Raw genomic sequence first — 19,067 nt, forward strand, 5'->3', positions numbered from 1 at the left:
CGCCGGTGAGACGAGCGCGCCCAGGGGCACTGCCCCGCGGGACGGCCGAACGCGCCCTGACGAGCGTCGAGGCCGGAGCCGACTTCGACCAGTACGAGCAGGACCTTTCCGAGCAGACCGACGAGACGCCTCCGGACCGGGAGGTGTCCAAGCTCTGGCACATCACCCTCAGCGTCTCCGGTGCGGAGGCTCCGCTGAAGGAGGTGCGCCGGGCCCTGGAACAGCTGGCGCACGACCACCCGTTCCTGCTGACCAGCCGCTACGCCAACGACCACGCCGAGATCCGCTACTGGGAGGAGGCCCGCGACCTCCACGACGCCGCGGCCGTCGCCCTGCGGCTGTGGGGCGAGCACCGGCAGACCGCGAAGCTGCCGCCCTGGGAGATCGTCGGCCTGGAGGTCATCGACCGCGAGACCTACCACCAGCGGATCGCCGAGGGCTACGGCCCCCCACCGGCCGCCCCGGTCGGCGTCCACCCGTACTGACGTCGACTTCCGGCCGTTCGGCAGCCGGTCACGGGGCGTCTCGCAGTGCGGGACGGCCAAGGGATACGTGAGGGATGTCCGCAGAGGTGCCAGTACCCTGCGGGCATGACCTCGCTCACGCCCTTCGACAACATGTCCCCGGTCACCCAGGCCGCCTACCGGGCCCGCGGCGCCGCCGCCGAGATCGCGCCACTCCCGCGCGCGACGAAGGACGACGCCCTGCTCGCCATCGCGGACGCCCTGGAGGTCCGCACGGCCGAGATCGTCGAGGCCAACGCCGAGGACATCGCCCGCGCCCGTGAGGCCGGCACCAGCGAGGCCATCATCGACCGGCTGACCCTCACCCCCGAGCGGGTGCGGGCCATCGCCGCCGACGTCCGGCACGTGGCCGCCCTGCCCGACCCGGTCGGCGAGGTCGTCCGCGGCTCGACCCTCCCCAACGGCATCGACCTGCGCCAGGTCCGCGTCCCCCTCGGCGTCGTCGGCATCATCTACGAGGCCCGGCCCAACGTCACCGTCGACGCCGCCGCCCTCTGCCTCAAGTCCGGCAACGCGGTCCTGCTGCGCGGCTCGTCCTCCGCCTACTCCTCCAACACCGCCCTGGTGAAGGTCCTCCGCGACGCCGTCGGCGGCGCAGGGCTGCCCGCCGACGCGATCCAGCTCGTCCCCGGCGAGTCCCGCGACTCCGTGCGCGAGCTCATGCGCGCCCGCGGCCTCGTCGACGTCCTCATCCCGCGCGGCGGCGCCTCCCTGATCAAGACCGTCGTCGAGGAGTCCACCGTCCCCGTCATCGAGACCGGCACCGGCAACTGCCACGTCTACGTCGACGCCCAGGCCGACCTCGACATGGCCGTCGAGATCCTGATCAACTCCAAGGCCCACCGGGTCAGCGTCTGCAACGCCGCCGAGACCCTCCTGGTCCACCAGGACATCGCCGCCGCGTTCCTGCCGCGCGCCCTGGACGCCCTCGCCGAGGCCGGTGTCACCGTCCACGCCGACGAGCGGGTCCTCGCCCACGCCGAGGGCAGCAAGGCCACCGTCGTCCCGGCCACCCCCGAGGACTGGGAGACCGAGTACCTCTCCTACGACATCGCCGCCGCCGTGGTCGACTCCCTCGACCGGGCCGTCGAGCACATCCGCCTGTGGTCCTCCGGCCACACCGAGGCCATCGTCACCACCTCCCAGGCCGCCGCCCGCCGCTTCACCCAGCTGGTCGACTCGACCACCGTCGCCGTCAACGCCTCCACCCGCTTCACGGACGGCGGGCAGTTCGGCTTCGGTGCGGAGATCGGCATCTCCACCCAGAAGCTGCACGCCCGGGGCCCCATGGGCCTTCCGGAGCTCACCTCCACCAAGTACATCGTGACCGGCGACGGTCACGTGCGGTAACCGGCGCACTCCTTTCCGCCGCCCGGTCCGGGCAGGGACAGTTCGCGCTCTCCCTGCCCAAAACCCCCTCCCAGGTCTACTCTGAATCCGTGCCGGACGACGTGGGGGGCAGGCCGTTCCAGGACGGCGGGGACCCCGAGGACTCTGTCGACCGCGGAGGCGCCGACGAGGACTTCGCCACCGTGGTCTTCGACGAGGACTTCGTACGGGCCGCCGAGGTCCACGAGCCGACCGCCGTCGAGCGGCTGCTGGCCGCCGCCCAGGCCCGCGCCGAGGCCGAGGCGGCCAGGGCCAGGGCCGTCGCCGGTCTCGCCGACGACGACCCCTACGAGGACGGCTACGACGCCGGCCGCCTCCCCGACGGCTACGACCCGGACGGCGCCGACGACGACCTCGGCCCCTACGGCCCGCACGGCGGCGCCCTGCGCCCCTACCGGAGCAGCGCCCGCTGGCACCGCCCGGTGGCCTGGGTCCTCGCCCTGGTGATGGGCGTCGGCATGGTCGCCCTCGCCTTCAGCGCGGTCTACCGGGGCGCCTCCGCCAACCGCCAGGACCGCATCCCCCCGCCGGCCACCACCGGCGTCGACAAGCCCCGCGCCGTGCCCTCCGCGGCCACCGTCTCCGCCCCGCCCGCCCCCGCCGTCCCCGCGGCACCGGGCGCCCCGTAGGGCGCCTCCGCGAAGGCCCGCCCGGCGCTCGACGCCTGGCACCGGCGGCGGCCGAAGGGCGCTTCGCCCGTTCGCCGCAACGGCGTCCGAATTCTTCGGAAGTTGTCGTGTACCTGGGCGTTTACCGAAGCGTCCGCCGACCTACCCTGAAGGTATGGCAGGGCGTGGCGACCCGCCTGAGGGGACCCCCGAGGGACTCCCCGGCGGTGAGGACGAGTACCGATCCGTCGTCTTCGACGAGGCGTTCGTCCGTGCTGCCCGGCTCCAGGAGTTCTCCGCCCAGGAACGCATGGGGGAGCACGCCCAGGCGGTCCGCTCCCGCCCGACCTTGGAGGGCCGCAACGGCTCCCGGCAGGCCCTGCTGCTCGTCCTGCTGATCGTGCTGGCCTTCGGCACCGCCGTCTACCTCGGCGTCCGCAACCCGTACCAGCCGCCCGTCGACCAGCGGGCGGAGGCACTCCGGACCACGCTGGTCCCGCTCGCCCCCCAGGGCGCCGTGCCCGGCGGCGAGGCCGCCCGGCTCTTCGCCCACAGCCCCGCAGGCGAGTACCGCATCGGCGCCGCCGGCATCAACCTCCCCCTGGCCGGCCGCACCAGCCACTTCTCCGAGAGCCAGGTGGTCGCCGCCCTCGGCATCGCCAAGGACTACCTGGTCGCCTCCTCCCTCGACCCGGACGTCCTGGCCGGGCTCACCGTCCGCCCGCCGAGGCTCCTCCTCGACCCCGACCAGCTGGAGCAGTTCGACCGCAGCGTCGAATCGCCCCAGGACGACGGCCGTCACGCCGTCTCCGGCTGGCTGGTCCGCTTCGACCCCCGCCGGGTCGTCCTCGCCGACCCAGGCGTCCGCGTCCAGGGCACCCTGCGCTTCGCCGAGATCAACTCCGACCTGATCGACGTCGTGGCGGACCACACCTTCACCTACGCCGTCCGTCCCGCCGCCACCGGCAGCGGCCCGACCGCCCGGGCATCGCTGTACACGGTCCATCGCGAGCTGCACTTCCGCTTCGACCGCGAGGACCTGCGGATGCACCGCGCCGAGCTGCTCACCAGCACCGTCGAGGCCGGCCCGCAGTCCTGCGACGCCGACGCCAAGGGCTCGCTGCGCCCCCTCCTCGCGGGCGAACGGGCCGCCGACCCGAGCCGGCGGGCGGGCACCGACCCGTACGCCACGGGCCGGCCCACCGTCTCCTCGCTCTGCGGGACGCTGGCCGCGAGCGCTCAGCCCTCGCTCTGACCGCGCTCGCCGCTGCCCGTGCCGTCGGCCCCGTCCGCCTCGCCGCCGGAGCCGCCCCGCGCGCCCTTGGCCCCCTCAGCGGCCGTGCCGTTGCCATGGCCGCCGGGACCGCCGTTGAAGCGGCTGAACAGCTTTCCGCCCAGGTCGCCCGCGAGGTCCCCGGCGCCGCCGGCTATGTCGGTCACCAGCTTCATCAGCGGATCCCTGCTGTTGCGCACCGAGTCCGCGTAGTGCCGTCCGGACTCGCGGAAGGAGTCGGTCACCGAGGTGTCCTTGTCCTCGGAGCGCTTCGGGTAGTGCCCGTCCATGATCCGCTGGTAGTCACGGGTCTCGGACCACTTCTTCAGCTCGGCGGCCCGGACCGTGGTGAACGGGTGCGAGCGCGGCAGCACGTTCAGGATCTTCAGGACGGAGTCCCGCAGGTCGCCGCCCTTCTCGTACTCGTCGGCCTGCGCGAGGAAGGCGTCCACGTTCATCTCGTGGAGGTGGTTGCCACCCGCGATCTTCATCAGGCCGCGCATCGAGGCCTGCACGTCCTGGCCCACGAGGAGGCCCGCCCGGTCGGCCGAGAGCTCCGACTTGCGGAACCACTCGCGCAGCGCCGTCACGATCGCCATGATGGCCACGTTCCCCAGCGGGATCCAGGCGATCTTCAGCGCCAGGCTGGTGAGGAAGAGCAGGATCGTCCGGTACACCGAGTGGCCCGACAGCGCGTGGCCCACCTCGTGCCCGACGACCGCGCGCATCTCCTCCTCGTCGAGCAGCTCCACCAGGCCGGTGGTGACCACGATGATCGGCTCGTCGAGACCGATGCACATCGCGTTCGGCTTCGGGTCCTGCGTGACGTACATCGGCGGGACCTTCTCCAGGTCCAGGATGTAACAGGCGTCCCGCAGCATGTCGTTGAGGTGAGAGAACTGCGCGTCGCTCACCCGCACGGAGTCGGACAGGAACAGCAGGCGCAGGCTGCGCTCGGGCAGGAGCCCGCTCAGCGCCTTGAAGACGGTGTCGAAGCCGCTCAGCTTGCGCAGCGCGACCAGCGCGGAGCGGTCGGCCGGGTGCTCGTAGGCCCGCGAGGAGATGCCGGCGAAGCGCCTGCGCTGCCTGCCCGGCAGGTTCCCGTGCTGATCGTTGGTCTTCTCGGTCATGAATGCCCCCAGTTCGTACGAGTCGGTGCTCGTCCCCCTGACGCACCCCAGACTAGGCGAGGGGGGCTACGGTGTGCCGGAGCCTGTGGATAACTCGGGCACTGTGGACAAGCGAGGAGCACCACCGTCATGACGGACACCGCGACCACCGCCGTCACCTCCCTGCTCGCCGCGACGGAGCAGCAGGGGCCGGGCGACACGCTCCGGATCTTCCTGCTCGTCTCGATCGTGGGAGCCGCGCTGCTCGCCTGGTTCCTGCTGCGCGGATACCGCAACGGCGGCGAGGACGCCGGCGACGCCGAAGGCCCGCGGGACGACGCCCGGACCGCCGCGACCCGCGGCGAAAACGGACCCGGTGACGCCAACGCCTGAGTCGGCGTGAGCGCTCCGCGACCCGCCGCATACGATGTGCGCGAAGTCTCCGCTCCCATCCCCGATCGAAGGTCCTGCCGAAGATGAGCCTCCACGCCACTGCCGCCAACCTGGTCACGCTCGCCGAGGGTGCCGAGCACGGCGGCAACCACGAAAGCCTCAGCCCGTACGTGACGGGTGGCGGCGCCCTGCTCGTGCTCCTTCTGCTCCTCTGGATCACCACCCGCTTCAACCGCGACCGCTGAGCCGAGAGGCCGCTGATCCGGCGTCCGCCGCCGTGCCAGTAGGCTCTGCACGCATGGGAGAGCAGGAAGTGCCTACTGGCGGTCGCGGCAAGCGCCGCCTCGGCGTGATGGGCGGAACGTTTGATCCGATCCACCACGGACACCTGGTGGCCGCCAGCGAGGTGGCCGCCCTGTTCCACCTCGACGAGGTGGTGTTCGTACCGACGGGGCAGCCCTGGCAGAAGAGCCACAAGGCCGTCACGCCGGCCGAGGACCGCTATCTGATGACGGTCATCGCCACCGCGTCCAACCCGCAGTTCTCCGTCAGCCGCATCGACATCGACCGCGGCGGACCGACGTACACCATCGACACCCTCCGGGACCTGCGCTCCCTCAACAGCGACTCGGATCTCTTCTTCATCACCGGCGCCGACGCGCTGTCCCAGATCCTCACCTGGCGCGACGCCGAGGAGTTGTTCGCGCTCGCGCACTTCATCGGCGTCACCCGACCGGGTCACGACCTCACCGACGACGGCCTGCCCAAGGGCGGGGTGTCGCTGGTCGAGGTCCCCGCGCTCGCCATCTCGTCCACCGACTGCCGGGCACGGGTCGCGCAGGGCGACCCGGTCTGGTATCTGGTCCCGGACGGTGTGGTGCGCTACATCGACAAGCGCCAGTTGTACCGCGGCGAGTGAGCCTCGGGGAGGGGCACCGGTGAACGATCAGCAGCACCCGTACGACCCGTACTATCCGCAGCCGCAGATCATCGGCTACGACGAGTACGGGCAGCCGGTGTACCAGCAGCAGGTCCCGCAGCAGCACTACGACCCCTACGGACGGCCCGCCCAGCCGCCGCAGCAACAGCAACCGCAGCACTACGGCTACGACGCGTACGGGCAGCCGGTCCAGCAGCCGCAAGGGCAGCAGCCCGGGTACGACCCGTACGGGCAGCAGCCCGCGTACGACTACCAGCAGTACGACACCGGCCAGACCGGTCAGTTCGGACAGGTCGACCGGACCGGTCAGCAGTGGGCCGTCCGGACCGAGCCCGCCCCCGGTCCGCAGGCCCCGCCGCCGGCCCGCCCGCCGCAGGCTGCCCCGACCGCCGTGCCCGGGCAGCGCCCCGCGCCGGAGGACGACGGGCGCGGGTACCGCACCGAGCAGTTCTCGTTCATCGAGGAGCCCGACGAGGACTCCGAGGACGTCATCGACTGGCTGAAGTTCACCGAAAGCAGGTCCGAGCGGCGTGAGGAGGCCCGTCGCCGCGGCCGCAACCGGGTCGTCGCCCTCGTCGTGGTCCTCGTGCTCGCCGCCGTCGGCGGCGTCGGCTACCTGTGGTCCGCCGGCAAGCTCCCCGGCATGTCCGCGGACGAGCAGAAGCAGAACACCGCCACCGGGCCGCAGAAGCGCGACACGATCGTCGTCCACCTGCACAACACCACGGGCGGCGGGACCTCCACCGCCCTCCTCGTGGACAACACCACGACCAAGCAGGGCACGACGGTCCTGCTCCCCAACTCCCTCGCCGTCGCCAATGGCGAGGGCGCCACCACCACGCTCGCCAAGTCCGTCGAGGAGGACGGTTCCAGCGGCACCCGCGAGGCCGTCGGCAACCTCCTCGGCGCGAAGATCACCGGCACGTGGCGGCTCGACACCCCGTACCTCGAGAACCTCGTCGAGCTCGTCAGCAACATCGACATCACGACCGACACCGACGTCCCCGGCGCCAAGCCCGGCGACGAGCCGCTGGTCAAGAAGGGCGAGAACCAGACCCTCAACGGTCGCGCCGCCGTCGCCTACGCCACCTACCGGGCGCCCGGCGAGGCCGAGGCCAAGCAGCTCCAGCGCTTCGGCGCGGTGCTGTACGGCGTGCTGCGGAAGATCTCCGACGACCCCAAGGCCGCCACGATGACCATCGAGACCCTCTCCCAGATCCTCGACCCGTCGCTGCCGGAGAAGGACCTCGGCGCGTCTCTCGCCAAGCTCGCCGAGCACGCCAAGGTCGGCGACTACAAGACGGCCGTGCTGCCCGTCGAGCCCGACGGCTCGCTCAGCGAGGCCACCGGTGACAGCGTGGTCAAGGACATCCTGGGCGGCAAGGTCAGCGCCCCCGAGCAGGGCGCGGCGACCCGGGTCGCGATCCGCGACGCCACCGGCAAGGACGCCACCGAGGCGGCCCGCGTGGTGCTGATCAACGGAGGCTACGCCGTGGTCGGCGGCACCAAGGCCGGGACCGAGGCGAAGTCCCAGGTCGTGTACGGGGACGACGCCCAGAAGGCGACCGCCGCGGAGGTGGCCAAGACCCTGGGTCTGCCCGCCGGGTCGGTCACCAAGGGCAAGCCCGCCGGAAACGCCGAGGTCACCGTAAACCTGGGCGAGGATTACAAGATCCCCGGAGCCACACGGTGACCCTCCGATAATCCTTTTAGGGCCCGTCGGCGGTACATGAGACCCTTGAGGGGACTCAGACCGCCGACGAAAGCCTGCTTGTGACCGCCACGGATCGCTCCATCGAGCTCGTCAACGCCGCCGCCCAGGCGGCGGCCGACCGGCTCGCGCACGACATCATCGCGTACGACGTCAGCGATGTGCTGTCGATCACCGACGCCTTCCTGCTCGCCTCCGCGCCCAACGACCGCCAGGTCAAGTCGATCGTCGACGAGATCGAGGAGCGGCTGAACAAGGACCTGGGCGCCAAGCCGGTGCGCCGCGAGGGCGACCGCGACGCCCGCTGGATCCTCCTCGACTACGTCGACATCGTCGTCCACGTGCAGCACAGCGAGGAGCGGGTCTTCTACGCCCTGGAGCGGTTGTGGAAGGACTGCCCCGAGCTGGAGCTGCCCGAGGACGCCAAGCAGACCCGCGGCAAGGCGCAGGAGCACGCCAAGCTGATGGGCACCGACGGAGCGGACGGTGAGCTGAGCTGACCAGCGGCAAGGGCGGCACCGGCCGCCGCATCGTGCTGTGGCGCCACGGCCAGACCTCCTGGAACCTGGAGCGCAGGTTCCAGGGGTCCACGGACATCGAGCTGACCGAGACCGGTGTCACCCAGGCGCGCCGGGCCGCCCGGCTGCTCGCGGCGCTGAAGCCGGACGCGATCGTCGCTTCCGACCTCAAGCGGGCGGCGGCCACGGCGGCCGAGCTCTCCGCCCTGACCGGCCACGCCGTCGCCCACGACGCCGCACTGCGCGAGACGTACGCGGGGGAGTGGCAGGGCCTCACGCACGACGAGATCACCGCGCGCTACGGCGAGCAGTACGCCGCGTGGAAGCGCGGTGAGCCGGTGCGCCGGGGCGGCGGCGAGCTGGAGACCGAGGTGGCCGACCGGGCCGCCCCGGTGGTCCTGGAGCACGCCGACAAGCTGCCCGAGGACGGCACGCTCGTCGTGGTCAGCCACGGCGGCACCATCCGCACCACCATCGGCCGACTGCTCGGCCTGGAGGCCCGGCACTGGGAGTCCCTCGGCGGACTCTCGAACTGCTGCTGGTCCGTCCTGGGCGAGGGCGCGCGCGGCTGGCGCCTCCTGGAGCACAACGCCGGCACGCTGCCCGAGCCGGTCCTCGGCGACGACGACTGAACCCCCGCGTGCGGCCTGTCAGACCTCGATTTCACTTTCTGGCAGGTCACAGGCTAAAGTTCTTCTTGTTCGCAGCGCGGAGCGCGAAGAACACGAGGGGCTATAGCTCAGTTGGTAGAGCGCTTGCATGGCATGCAAGAGGTCAGGAGTTCAATTCTCCTTAGCTCCACAGTCACCGGATCCCGTCCCCAGTAGGGGGCGGGATTCGTCGTTCCGTCACTTCTTCGCGGCGCGCAGCACCTCGATCGCGCGGCGACTCTCCTCGTCGTTCGGCGTGTACGTCACGATCCGGCACTCGGGCATCCCGTTGATGGACAGCGAGACCGACGTCATCCGCACCTCGCCCACCAGGGGGTGCCGGAAGGTCTTCACCCGGGTCCCCGGCGGCACCACGTCCCCGCTGCGCCACAGCTCCGCGAAGTGCGGGCTGGCCTCGGACAGCAGCCGCACGAACGACTCCCACGCCGGTTCGCCGACATGCCGCCCGTACGCCCCGCGCAACTGCGCCACCATCACGGGGAGCTCCTGCCGCTTGTCGACCACGGGGCAGGCCGGGTCGGGCATGGTGAACAGCGACCACAGCACGTTGCGGACGCCGCCGAGCGGACCCGTCCAGGTCTCGCCCTCCGCCGGCAGGAACAGCAGTTCGTACGTCTCGTTGGTCGCCAGCACGTCGTAGCGCGCGTTGTAGACCACCGCCGGGTGCGGCACGAGGGCGTCCAGGATGCCCTGGATCTCCGGGCTGACCTCCGTCGCGTAGGCCGGCGCCGCCTCCGGCTCGTACGGCACCTCCGCCAGGTGGTAGAGGTGCTCGCGCTCCGGCCGGTCCAGCCGTAACGTGCGCGCCACCGCGTCGAGCACCTGCGCCGAGGCGTTGATCGGCCGCCCCTGCTCCAGCCACGTGTACCAGGTCACGCCGACCCCGGAGAGCTGGGCCACCTCCTCGCGGCGCAGCCCCGGGGTCCGGCGTCTCAGCCCCGGCGGCATGCCCACGTCCTCCGGTGTCACCCGCGCCCGCCGGCTGCGCAGGAACGCCGCGAGCTCCGGCCTGCGGCGCCCCTGTACCGGTGCCGTCCGTACTGCCAAGGTAGTCACACCCCCCATGGTCGAGTCCCTGTACCGGCGTTGCCAGGTGCTGTCAGTACCAGCATCAGGAGGCTCTCGTTACCCGTATCGGGCCCGCGTCACGCTCCTGACATGACGACGACCACCGCACGTCCCGTACCCAGTGAAGACCGCGGCACCGACAAGCGCCCCGGTGCGCTCCTCGCCGTCGTGCTCGCCGCCCAGTTCATGGCCCTGCTCGACGTCTTCATCGTCAACGTCGCCGCCCCCACGATCCGTACCGAACTCGCCGCCGACGGCGCCGGGATCCAGCTCGTCGTCGCCGGATACACCATCGCCTACGCGGTGTTGCTGATCACCGGCGCGCGCCTCGGCGACCTGTTCGACCACCGGCGCGTCCACCTGGTCGGCCTCGCGGTCTTCACCGCTGCCTCGCTCGCCTGCGGACTGGCCGCCGGCACCGGACAGTTGATCGCCTTCCGCGTCGTACAGGGCGCCGGATCGGCCCTGATGATCCCGCAGGTGCTCAGCCTCATCCAGCGCAACTTCACCGGCGAGGCCCGGGTCCGGGCGCTCGGCGCCTACTCCGCCGTCCTCGCCACCGGCGCGGCCGCCGGCCAGGTCGTCGGCGGCGTCCTCGTCAGCGCCGACCTGTTCGGCACCGGCTGGCGCCCGGTCTTCCTCGTCAACGTGCCCATCGGACTCGTCCTGCTCGTCCTCGGCGCGAAGGCGCTGCCCCGCGACACGGACACCGGGGCCGCTCGATCCCGCTCCCTCGACCTGCCCGGCCTGCTCCTGCTCGCCGGCGCCGTGTCGCTGCTCACCGTCCCGCTCGTCCTCGGCCAGGAGGAGGACTGGCCGCTGTGGACCTGGCTGTCGCTCGGCGCGTCCCTGGTCCTCTTCGCCGCCTTCGGCGCGTACGAGGCCGGTCTGGCCCGGCGCGGCGGCGCCCCGCTCATCGCCCCCAGGGTGCTGCGCGTCCCCGGCATCGGGCAGGCCGTCCTCCGGATCGCCGCGGTGATGGCCGTCAACGCCGGATTCCTGTTCACCGTCACCCTGCACCTTCAGGGCGCCCTCGGACAGAGCGCCCTGCGGGCCGGGCTCACCTTCGGCCCCAGCGCCGCGGCCTTCGGGATCGTCGGCCTCACCTGGCGCCGCTGGCCGGCCCGCCTGCAGCGCCTCCTGGTGCCGGGCGGCTTCCTGCTGACGGCCGCCGCCGTGCTCGGCGTGGGCGCCGTCCTGAGGGGCGGCGGCAGCGGCGGCTGGCTGCTCCACCCGGTGATGTGCGCCCTGGGCGTCGGCCTGGCCCTGGCCTTCAGTCCCGCCCTGACCGGCGCGCTCGCGACCGTACGGCCCGAGGACGCCGCCGACGCCGGCGGACTGCTCGCCACCGTCACCCAGCTCGGCCAGCTGATCGGCGTCGCCACCTTCGGCAGCCTGTACCTCGGCGCCGTCGCCGGACCGGGGGCGCGGGCCTCGGCCGAGGCCCTCGGCCAGGGCACCCTGGCCCTTGCCGCGGCGGCGCTCCTGGGCGCTTCGGTGGGCCTGCCCGGCCGACGACGCTGACCCCCTTGCGGGGCCATGGCAGAATCGGAGCGCCGGAGGGGAAGAGGGTCCGGGCGGGAGGGAGCGCGCATGGCCGTGGACGGTGCCGAGGAGATCGCAGCCTTTGCCGTCGCGGAATCCGTCCCCGAGCCACGGACACCGGACACCCCGGCCGCACATGCCGCGACCGTGACGGGAGCCGAGTGATGGGCGCGCACCGGCGGAAGTGCGACTGGTGCGACAGCGGTACGCCGATCGTCCGGGACATGGACCCGGTCAACGCCGAGTTCCAGTACTGGTGCGAGGAGTGCGCGCGGGCGCTGATCATAAAGGGCGACCCCATCGAGACCTACCGTGAGCTCGAAGGGGAGCCGATCTACGGCCGGCTCCTCGACGAGCACTGCACCCTGAAGCGGTTCTACTCCTTCGCGACGGCCTGAGGCTCCCGCTCCCGGACCGCCTCGCGCGGCTCCGGCACGAGCTCCTCGGCCCCCGCCCCGGACCGCCGCAGGCTCAGCGCGTAGCCGGCGAGGACGGCGGTCGCCGTCAGCGGGTAGACCGCGGACAGCAGCATCTGACCGGCGTTCTGGTCCAGTTCGGGGCGGCCCGGGTCGTGCGGCACCCACCACAGCGCGAACGAGGCGAAGGCCAGCGCCACCGCCCCCGTCACCGGCCACGCGCGCGTGGACCGGTCGTACAGCAGGATCAGCAGGGTCACGCACCACACCCAGTGATGGGACCAGGAGATCGGGCTGATCATCAGCGCCGTGAACGCGGTGACGACCACGGCCACCGCCTTGTCGCCGCGCACCGCCGCCCGTACCGCGAGCACCATCGCCGCGCCGCCGAGGCTGACCGCCGCCGCCACCCACCACAGGCCCGGGGCGTCCGTGTGCAGGAGCCGGGCCAGGACGCCGCTGAGGGACTGGTTGGCGGTCTCCTCGGCGTGGCCCACCCGGCCCGTCTCGAACAGGGTCTGCGTCCAGAACTTCTTCGAGTCGGCCGGCAGGGCCAGCGCCGAGGCGAGCGTGATCCCGAGGAAGACCCCGGTCGCCGTGAACGCCGTCCGCAGCCACTGGTTCGGCCTGCGGTCCCGGCGCCACAGCAGCAGGCCCGCGGCGAACAGCAGGACCACGAAGAGGCCCGGGGTGAGCTTCACCGCGGTGGCGAGCCCGATGCCGAGGCCGGCCCACCGGCTGCCCTCGCGGCGCGTCAGGTCCCACAGCACCGCCACCGCTATGAGCAGGTTGATCTGCCCGTACCGCAGCGTCGTCCACACCGGCTCGCACCAGACCACGACGGCCGCGATCCACAGGGTCGTACGCCACAGGTCGGCGCGCGACCCGGCGCGGGACAGCGCCGGGCGGACCAGCTGGAGCGACAACTGGACCAGCGCCACCACCAGGAGCAGGTTCCCCGCGGTGTTCAGCGTCCGCATCAGCGGGACGCCGACCAGCGTCAACGGCAGGAACAGCACGGCCGCGAACGGCGGATAGGTCATCGCGAGGTTCGCCGAGGTGGCGCGCATCGCGTAGAGGTCGCCTCCGGCCCGCAGCGTCTCGGCCTCGGCCCGGTAGACCATCACGTCGAGCATGTTCACGTGGGCGAGGCGTTGCGCCACCCAGAAGGCCGCGAACGAGATCAGACAGACCGCCGCGGCGGTGGCGAGGGGCCACGGGCGGGCGCGGGTCGGGGACAGCGGCGAGACAGACACAGTCGGCGACCCTACCCGGAGCCCCGCACGGGCCGGAGAAACGGATTTGGCGATCTGCCGGGCGGGCCGTTACTGTTCTGTCCGTCGCCGCGAGGGAGACCGGAGCGGGGACAGCGAAACAAGGGGCTATAGCTCAGTTGGTAGAGCGCCTGCATGGCATGCAGGAGGTCAGGAGTTCAATTCTCCTTAGCTCCACAGAACGGAAGCGGGCCATCCGGATCGGATGGCTTGCGCCGCTTCTGCGGTGGTCTTGATTCCCGCACGCGGGGCTATAGCTCAGTTGGTAGAGCGCCTGCATGGCATGCAGGAGGTCAGGAGTTCAATTCTCCTTAGCTCCACAGAAGACAAGCGGGCCGTCCTCATCGGACGGCCCGCTTCGTCGTGTGCTCACCACGCGGAACGTCCGTGCGGCCCGCTCGGGCCCTGCGGTACCCTGACGCCATGCGTGCCGTACGCCTTCTGCTTAGCGAGCCGCGCTGATCAGTCCCGACGGATGAAGATCCGGTCGGCATCGGCGCGGCGTCCCCTCCTGTGCGAGGGGATTTTTCATTTCGTGGCAGTTGCTGGCAGTGGGCAGAGACGATCGATGGAGCTTCAAGGACCATGACCGAGATCAACACGGCCGCCGAGACGGCGGCCCCGCATCGCTACACGGCGGCCATGGCCGCCGACGTCGAGGCACGCTGGCAGGACGCCTGGGACGCCGAGGGCACCTACGAGGCCCCGAACCCCACCGGTGACCTGGCCGGGGACGCGGCCGTCGCGGCCCGCCCCAAGAAGTTCATCATGGACATGTTCCCCTACCCGTCCGGTGCGGGCCTGCACGTCGGCCACCCGCTGGGCTACATCGCCACCGACGTCTTCGCCCGCCACGCACGCATGACCGGGCACAACGTCCTCCACACCCTGGGCTTCGACGCCTTCGGCCTGCCGGCCGAGCAGTACGCCGTGCAGACCGGCACGCACCCGCGCGTGTCCACCGAGGCCAACATGGAGAACATGAAGGTCCAGCTGCGCCGGCTGGGCCTGGGCCACGACAAGCGCCGGTCGTTCGCCACGATCGACCCGGACTACTACAAGTGGACCCAGTGGATCTTCCTGCAGATCTTCAACTCCTGGTACGACGACGAGGCCGGGAAGGCCCGTCCGATCGCCGAGCTGGTCGAGCAGTTCGAGAACGGCACCCGTGAGATCCCCGGCGCCACGCGCGCGTGGAACGAGCTGACCGCCGCCGAGCGCGCCGACGTCCTGGGCGAGTACCGCCTGGCGTACGCCTCCGACGCCCCGGTCAACTGGTGCCCCGGTCTGGGCACCGTCCTGGCCAACGAGGAGGTCACCGCCGACGGGCGCTCCGAGCGCGGCAACTTCCCCGTCTTCAAGGCCAAGCTGCGCCAGTGGAACATGCGCATCACCGCCTACGCGGACCGCCTGCTGGACGACCTGGACGGCCTGGACTGGCCCGAGGCCATCAAGCTGCAGCAGCGCAACTGGATCGGCCGCTCCGAGGGCGCCCGCGTCGACTTCCAGGTCGGCGACACCGGTGCCATCACCGTCTTCACCACCCGCCAGGACACCCTGTTCGGCGCCACCTACATGGTCCTGGCGCCCGAGCACGACCTGGTCGAGAAGATCGTCCCGGCCACCTGGCCCGAAGGCACCCACGACGTGTGGACCGGCGGGCACGCCACCCCCGCCGAGGCCGTCGACGCCTACCGCAAGCAGGCCGCCTCCAAGTCCGACGTCGAGCGGCAGGCCGAGGCCAAGGAGAAGACCGGCGTCTTCACCGGCGCCTACGCGACCAACCCGGTCAGCGGCCAGCAGGTCCCGGTCTTCATCGCCGACTACGTCCTGATGGGCTACGGCACCGGCGCGATCATGGCCGTCCCGGCGCACGACAGCCGTGACTTCGCCTTCGCGCGCGCCTTCGAGCTGCCGATGCGCTGCGTCGTGGAGCCCTCCGACGACCGCGGCACCGACCCGTCGACCTGGGACGACGCCTTCAGCTCGTACGAGGCGAAGCTGATCGGCTCCGCCAACGACGAGATCTCCCTCGACGGCCTGGGCGTCGTCGAGGCCAAGGCGAAGATCACCTCCTGGCTGGCCGACCGCGGCATCGGTGAAGGAACCGTCAACTTCCGCCTGCGCGACTGGCTGTTCAGCCGCCAGCGCTACTGGGGCGAGCCCTTCCCGATCGTCTACGACGAGGACGGCGTCGCGCACTCGCTGCCCGAGTCGATGCTGCCCCTGGAGCTGCCGGAGGTCGACGACTACTCGCCGCGCACCTTCGACCCGGACGACGCGGACACCCAGCCGGAGACGCCGCTGTCCCGCAACGAGGACTGGGTCAACGTCACCCTGGACCTGGGCGACGGCCCCAAGAAGTACCGCCGCGAGACCAACACCATGCCCAACTGGGCCGGCTCCTGCTGGTACGAGCTGCGCTACCTGGACCCGCACAACGACCGGAAGCTGGTCGACCCGGCGATCGAGCAGTACTGGATGGGCCCGCGCGAGGGCATGCCCACCGGCGGTGTCGACCTGTACGTCGGCGGCGCCGAGCACGCCGTGCTGCACCTGCTGTACGCGCGCTTCTGGTCCAAGGTCCTCTTCGACCTGGGCCACGTGTCCTCGGCGGAGCCGTTCCACAAGCTGTACAACCAGGGCATGATCCAGGCCTTCGTCTACCGGGACTCCCGCGGCATCGCCGTCCCGGCCGCCGAGGTCGAGGAGCGCGACGGCGGGTTCTTCTACCAGGGCGAGAAGGTCAGCCGCGTCCTGGGCAAGATGGGCAAGTCCCTGAAGAACGCCGTCACCCCGGACGAGATCTGCGCCGAGTACGGTGCCGACACCCTGCGCCTGTACGAGATGGCCATGGGCCCGCTGGACGTCTCCCGCCCGTGGGACACCCGTGCGGTCGTCGGCCAGTACCGCCTGCTGCAGCGCCTGTGGCGCAACATCGTCGACGAGAGCACCGGAGAGGTCACCGTCGTCGACGCACCGGCCGACGAGGACACCCTGCGCGCCCTGCACAAGGCCATCGACGGGGTCGCCCAGGACATGGTCGCGATGCGGTTCAACACGGCCATCGCCAAGATCACCGAGCTGAACAACCACCTGACCAAGTCCGGCGGCGCCGTGTCCCGCCCGGTCGCCGAGCAGCTGGTGCTGCTGGTCGCGCCGCTGGCCCCGCACATCGCCGAGGAACTGTGGCACCGCCTGGGCCACACCGACTCGGTCGTCCACCAGGACTTCCCGGTCGCCGACCCGGCGTACGTCGTGGACGAGACCGTGACCTGCGTCGTGCAGATCAAGGGCAAGGTCAAGGCGCGCCTGGAGGTCTCCCCGTCGATCACCGACGCGGAGCTGGAGGCGCTGGCGCTGGGCGACGCGAACGTGGTCGCCGCGCTGGGCGGCGCGGAGATCCGCAAGGTGATCGTCCGCGCACCGAAGCTGGTCAACATCGTCGCCGGCTGACGCCGTCGGCCGCTGACGCCGACCGTCCCCTAGGGGAGCGGTGGGGGCAGGCTGGGGGTTCCCCTGGAACCGTCGGCCTGCCCTTTCCGTTTACCGTGGAAGAACCACAACCGAGGCCGGAGGGGCGAGCACATGGAAGCCGCGATCACGATCATGGCGTTGCTCTTCGTTGCCTTCGTGGCGCTCGGGGTCTATGCCACGGTGAAGGTCGCCAAGGCGGCCAAGCGCGGCGTCGACCGCACCATCGACCAGGCCCGGCGCACCGTCGAGGACACCACCCTGAAGGCCAAGAGCCTCGGACAGGTGGGTGTCGGGGGCGAGCTGGCCCAGCTGCGGCTCTCGCTGCGCACGTCGATGCGCGCCACCCAGGACGCCCTGCACGCGGGCGTCGCCGAGGACGCCTCCCTGCGGGAGTCCCTGGATCTCTTCCACCGGCTCAGCGCCCATGCGCGGGAGCTGGACGGGGACCTCAAGCGCCTGGAGCGCGAGCCGGACAAGGCCCACGTCGCGGCGCAGCTGCCGGACCTCCGCCGCCGCGCCGAGCAGGTCACCCACTCCGCCGACGCCCTGCGCTTCGCCGCCCGGGACCGCGCCCGCAAGTTCGCCGAGGACGAGCTGTCCTCGTTGAGCGCCCAGATCGACATGGAGGCGGGCGCGCTGCGGCACTGGACCGGCGCCGGGACCGACGGCGGTGTCGGCGAAGGCGCGGACCGGGGCAGGGACGCGGATGGCGCCGGTGTCGGGCAGGCGCAGACCTGGCCGGACGCGGACGCCGGGGCGGCCGACCACCCGCAGGCGATCACGGGTCCCGACCCTCGCGTGACGACGGACCCCTGGCAGAAGACGAACCGACCCGAGACCACGACCTGAGCCCACCGCCCGAGCGCCTCGTCGCGCGCCGGTCGCCGTCGCCCGCCGGTCACGCACCGGGGGCGGTCGAGCAGGGGTGATCGGGACTCGCCGTGACCGGCGGGCAGAGGGCGGGCAGAGGGGGGAACAGGCCGACGGCAGCCGCCGGCCGACCCGTGGACGGCGGCCGGAGGCGGCGCCCGGGGCGGCGCCCCGGCCGGCCGGCGGGCCCGGGCTGCCATGGGGCGGCCCCGGCGGGGTAACCTCCCGCTCATGTCCCGGCATGTCGCGATCGTCACCGATTCCACGGCCTACCTGCCACCCCAGACGATGGAGCGGCACGCCATCACCGCCGTTCCCCTCACCGTCGTCATCGGCGACCGCGCGCTGGAGGAGGGGACCGAGATCTCGGCCCGCTCGCTCGCCGAGGCGCTGCAGAAGCGGCGCTCCGTGACCACCTCGCGCCCCGCCCCCGAGGTCTTCGCCGCGGCCTACCGTGCCGCCGCCGAGGCGGGGGCCCAGGGCGTCGTCTCGCTGCACCTGTCCGGAGAGTTCTCCGGCACCTACGACGCGGCCGTGCTCGCCGCCCAGGACGCCCCCGTGCCCGTCCGGGTCGTCGACACCCGCATGGTGGGGATGGCCCTCGGCTTCTGCGCCCTGGCGGCGGCGGAGGTCGTCGAGGCGGGCGGCTCGCTCGACGAGGCCGTCGCGGCGGCCGAGAAGCGAGCGGCCGGCACCTCCGCCTTCTTCTACGTGGACACGCTCGACTACCTGCGGCGTGGTGGGCGCATCGGGGCGGCCCAGGCACTGCTCGGGTCCGCGCTCGCCGTGAAGCCGCTGCTCGAACTCGACGGCGGGCGGATCGAGCTGCGCGAGAAGGTGCGCACGGCGTCGAAGGCGATCGCCCGCCTCGAGGAGATCGCGGTCGAGCGGGCCGGGAGCGGCCCCGTCGACATCGCCGTGCACCACCTGTCCGCACCCGATCGGGCCGCCGCGCTGGCCGAGCGGCTGCGTGAACGGCTTCCGACCGTCGAGGACCTCCAGGTCACCGAAGTGGGCGCGGTCATCGGCGCCCACACCGGACCGGGGCTGCTCGCGGTCGTCGTCTCCCCGCGCTGACGACCGACGGAGCCCTACGCGATCCCTCGTCCGGGTGGCGAAGTTATCCACAACTGGGTGGTTGTCCACCGGATTTGAGGGATCTCGGCAGTCTCGGCCGGCAGTCCCTAACGTCGGATCCATGACTCTTCGTACACACATCGGATCACGACGCGGCACCCCCACCAGCGGACCCGGCCGGGAGCCGGGATCGGACGGCCGTGC

Annotated in this window: 18 protein-coding genes and 3 tRNA genes; 18 read left to right on the forward strand and 3 right to left on the reverse strand. The window is 71.8% G+C overall.

The window, feature by feature from the left end:
* Positions 1 to 5: 5 nt before the first annotated feature.
* The 4 genes from AB0M16_RS08255 to AB0M16_RS08270 all read left to right on the forward strand — a co-directional run bounded on the left by AB0M16_RS08255 (position 6) and on the right by AB0M16_RS08270 (position 3,776).
* A complete protein-coding gene (locus AB0M16_RS08255) occupies positions 6 to 485 on the forward strand; it encodes a hypothetical protein (protein WP_365340110.1) in 480 nt (159 codons plus the stop codon).
* Positions 486 to 590: 105 nt separating this feature from the next.
* Complete coding sequence (locus tag AB0M16_RS08260; RefSeq protein WP_365340112.1) at positions 591 to 1,874, forward strand: glutamate-5-semialdehyde dehydrogenase; 1,284 nt, start codon at positions 591 to 593, stop codon at positions 1,872 to 1,874.
* A gap of 89 nt (positions 1,875 to 1,963) precedes the next feature.
* Positions 1,964 to 2,542 (forward strand): hypothetical protein, encoded by a 579-nt coding sequence (locus AB0M16_RS08265; protein WP_365340114.1) that lies wholly within the window; start codon positions 1,964 to 1,966, stop codon positions 2,540 to 2,542.
* 154 nt (positions 2,543 to 2,696) lie between these two features.
* The gene (locus AB0M16_RS08270) at positions 2,697 to 3,776 is read left to right on the forward strand and encodes a hypothetical protein (RefSeq protein ID WP_365340116.1); all 1,080 of its coding nucleotides are present in this window, start codon (positions 2,697 to 2,699) and stop codon (positions 3,774 to 3,776) included.
* On the opposite strand, the gene AB0M16_RS08275 is transcribed toward AB0M16_RS08270, so the two are convergent.
* Positions 3,761 to 4,924: a M48 family metallopeptidase gene (locus AB0M16_RS08275; protein WP_365340118.1), complete on the reverse strand. Its 1,164-nt coding sequence runs from the start codon at positions 4,922 to 4,924 to the stop codon at positions 3,761 to 3,763. The genes AB0M16_RS08270 and AB0M16_RS08275 overlap by 16 nt on opposite strands.
* Positions 4,925 to 5,053: 129 nt before the next feature.
* Here AB0M16_RS08275 and AB0M16_RS08280 point away from each other — a divergent pair, with 129 nt between their 5' ends.
* From AB0M16_RS08280 to AB0M16_RS08310, 7 genes are all read left to right on the forward strand, one after another.
* Positions 5,054 to 5,296 (forward strand): hypothetical protein, encoded by a 243-nt coding sequence (locus tag AB0M16_RS08280; protein WP_365340257.1) that lies wholly within the window; start codon positions 5,054 to 5,056, stop codon positions 5,294 to 5,296.
* An 83-nt stretch (positions 5,297 to 5,379) separates the two neighbouring features.
* Positions 5,380 to 5,541 (forward strand): hypothetical protein, encoded by a 162-nt coding sequence (locus AB0M16_RS08285; RefSeq protein WP_365340120.1) that lies wholly within the window; start codon positions 5,380 to 5,382, stop codon positions 5,539 to 5,541.
* 53 nt (positions 5,542 to 5,594) lie between these two features.
* Complete coding sequence (nadD, locus tag AB0M16_RS08290; protein ID WP_365340122.1) at positions 5,595 to 6,215, forward strand: nicotinate-nucleotide adenylyltransferase; 621 nt, start codon at positions 5,595 to 5,597, stop codon at positions 6,213 to 6,215.
* Between the two features lie 19 nt (positions 6,216 to 6,234).
* Positions 6,235 to 7,929, forward strand: coding sequence for an LCP family protein (locus AB0M16_RS08295; RefSeq protein WP_365340124.1), 1,695 nt, complete (start codon positions 6,235 to 6,237; stop codon positions 7,927 to 7,929).
* 80 nt (positions 7,930 to 8,009) lie between these two features.
* On the forward strand, positions 8,010 to 8,447 hold the full coding sequence (gene rsfS / locus AB0M16_RS08300) for a ribosome silencing factor (RefSeq protein ID WP_365340126.1): 438 nt from the start codon (positions 8,010 to 8,012) through the stop codon (positions 8,445 to 8,447).
* Positions 8,444 to 9,097, forward strand: a complete 654-nt coding sequence (locus tag AB0M16_RS08305; protein WP_365340251.1) for a histidine phosphatase family protein — start codon at positions 8,444 to 8,446, stop codon at positions 9,095 to 9,097. Before rsfS ends, AB0M16_RS08305 begins: the two co-directional genes overlap by 4 nt.
* A 96-nt stretch (positions 9,098 to 9,193) precedes the next feature.
* Positions 9,194 to 9,266: transfer RNA gene (locus AB0M16_RS08310), tRNA-Ala, on the forward strand.
* A gap of 47 nt (positions 9,267 to 9,313) precedes the next feature.
* Here AB0M16_RS08310 and AB0M16_RS08315 read toward each other — a convergent pair.
* A complete protein-coding gene (locus tag AB0M16_RS08315; protein ID WP_365340128.1) occupies positions 9,314 to 10,201 on the reverse strand; it encodes a helix-turn-helix transcriptional regulator in 888 nt (295 codons plus the stop codon).
* A 93-nt stretch (positions 10,202 to 10,294) separates the two neighbouring features.
* Here AB0M16_RS08315 and AB0M16_RS08320 point away from each other — a divergent pair, with 93 nt between their 5' ends.
* Positions 10,295 to 11,728, forward strand: a complete 1,434-nt coding sequence (locus AB0M16_RS08320; protein WP_365340130.1) for an MFS transporter — start codon at positions 10,295 to 10,297, stop codon at positions 11,726 to 11,728.
* A 185-nt stretch (positions 11,729 to 11,913) separates the two neighbouring features.
* Positions 11,914 to 12,147, forward strand: a complete 234-nt coding sequence (locus AB0M16_RS08325) for a hypothetical protein (RefSeq protein WP_365340132.1) — start codon at positions 11,914 to 11,916, stop codon at positions 12,145 to 12,147.
* Here AB0M16_RS08325 and AB0M16_RS08330 read toward each other — a convergent pair.
* Positions 12,126 to 13,421, reverse strand: coding sequence for a glycosyltransferase 87 family protein (locus tag AB0M16_RS08330; RefSeq protein ID WP_365340134.1), 1,296 nt, complete (start codon positions 13,419 to 13,421; stop codon positions 12,126 to 12,128). The two genes, AB0M16_RS08325 and AB0M16_RS08330, sit on opposite strands and share 22 nt — an antisense overlap.
* Before the next feature lie 122 nt (positions 13,422 to 13,543).
* Here AB0M16_RS08330 and AB0M16_RS08335 point away from each other — a divergent pair.
* The 5 genes from AB0M16_RS08335 to AB0M16_RS08355 all read left to right on the forward strand — a co-directional run bounded on the left by AB0M16_RS08335 (position 13,544) and on the right by AB0M16_RS08355 (position 18,863).
* Positions 13,544 to 13,616 (forward strand) — tRNA-Ala (locus AB0M16_RS08335).
* A 70-nt stretch (positions 13,617 to 13,686) separates the two neighbouring features.
* Positions 13,687 to 13,759, forward strand: a tRNA-Ala gene (locus tag AB0M16_RS08340).
* A gap of 265 nt (positions 13,760 to 14,024) precedes the next feature.
* Positions 14,025 to 16,895: a leucine--tRNA ligase gene (gene leuS, locus AB0M16_RS08345; RefSeq protein WP_365340136.1), complete on the forward strand. Its 2,871-nt coding sequence runs from the start codon at positions 14,025 to 14,027 to the stop codon at positions 16,893 to 16,895.
* A 132-nt stretch (positions 16,896 to 17,027) separates the two neighbouring features.
* Positions 17,028 to 17,765, forward strand: coding sequence for a hypothetical protein (locus tag AB0M16_RS08350; protein WP_365340138.1), 738 nt, complete (start codon positions 17,028 to 17,030; stop codon positions 17,763 to 17,765).
* 252 nt (positions 17,766 to 18,017) lie between these two features.
* Complete coding sequence (locus tag AB0M16_RS08355; RefSeq protein WP_365340140.1) at positions 18,018 to 18,863, forward strand: DegV family protein; 846 nt, start codon at positions 18,018 to 18,020, stop codon at positions 18,861 to 18,863.
* Positions 18,864 to 19,067 lie beyond the last annotated feature (204 nt).

It is taken from the genome of Streptomyces sp. NPDC051921, assembly GCF_040680975.1.
GTDB lineage: Bacteria > Actinomycetota > Actinomycetes > Streptomycetales > Streptomycetaceae > Streptomyces.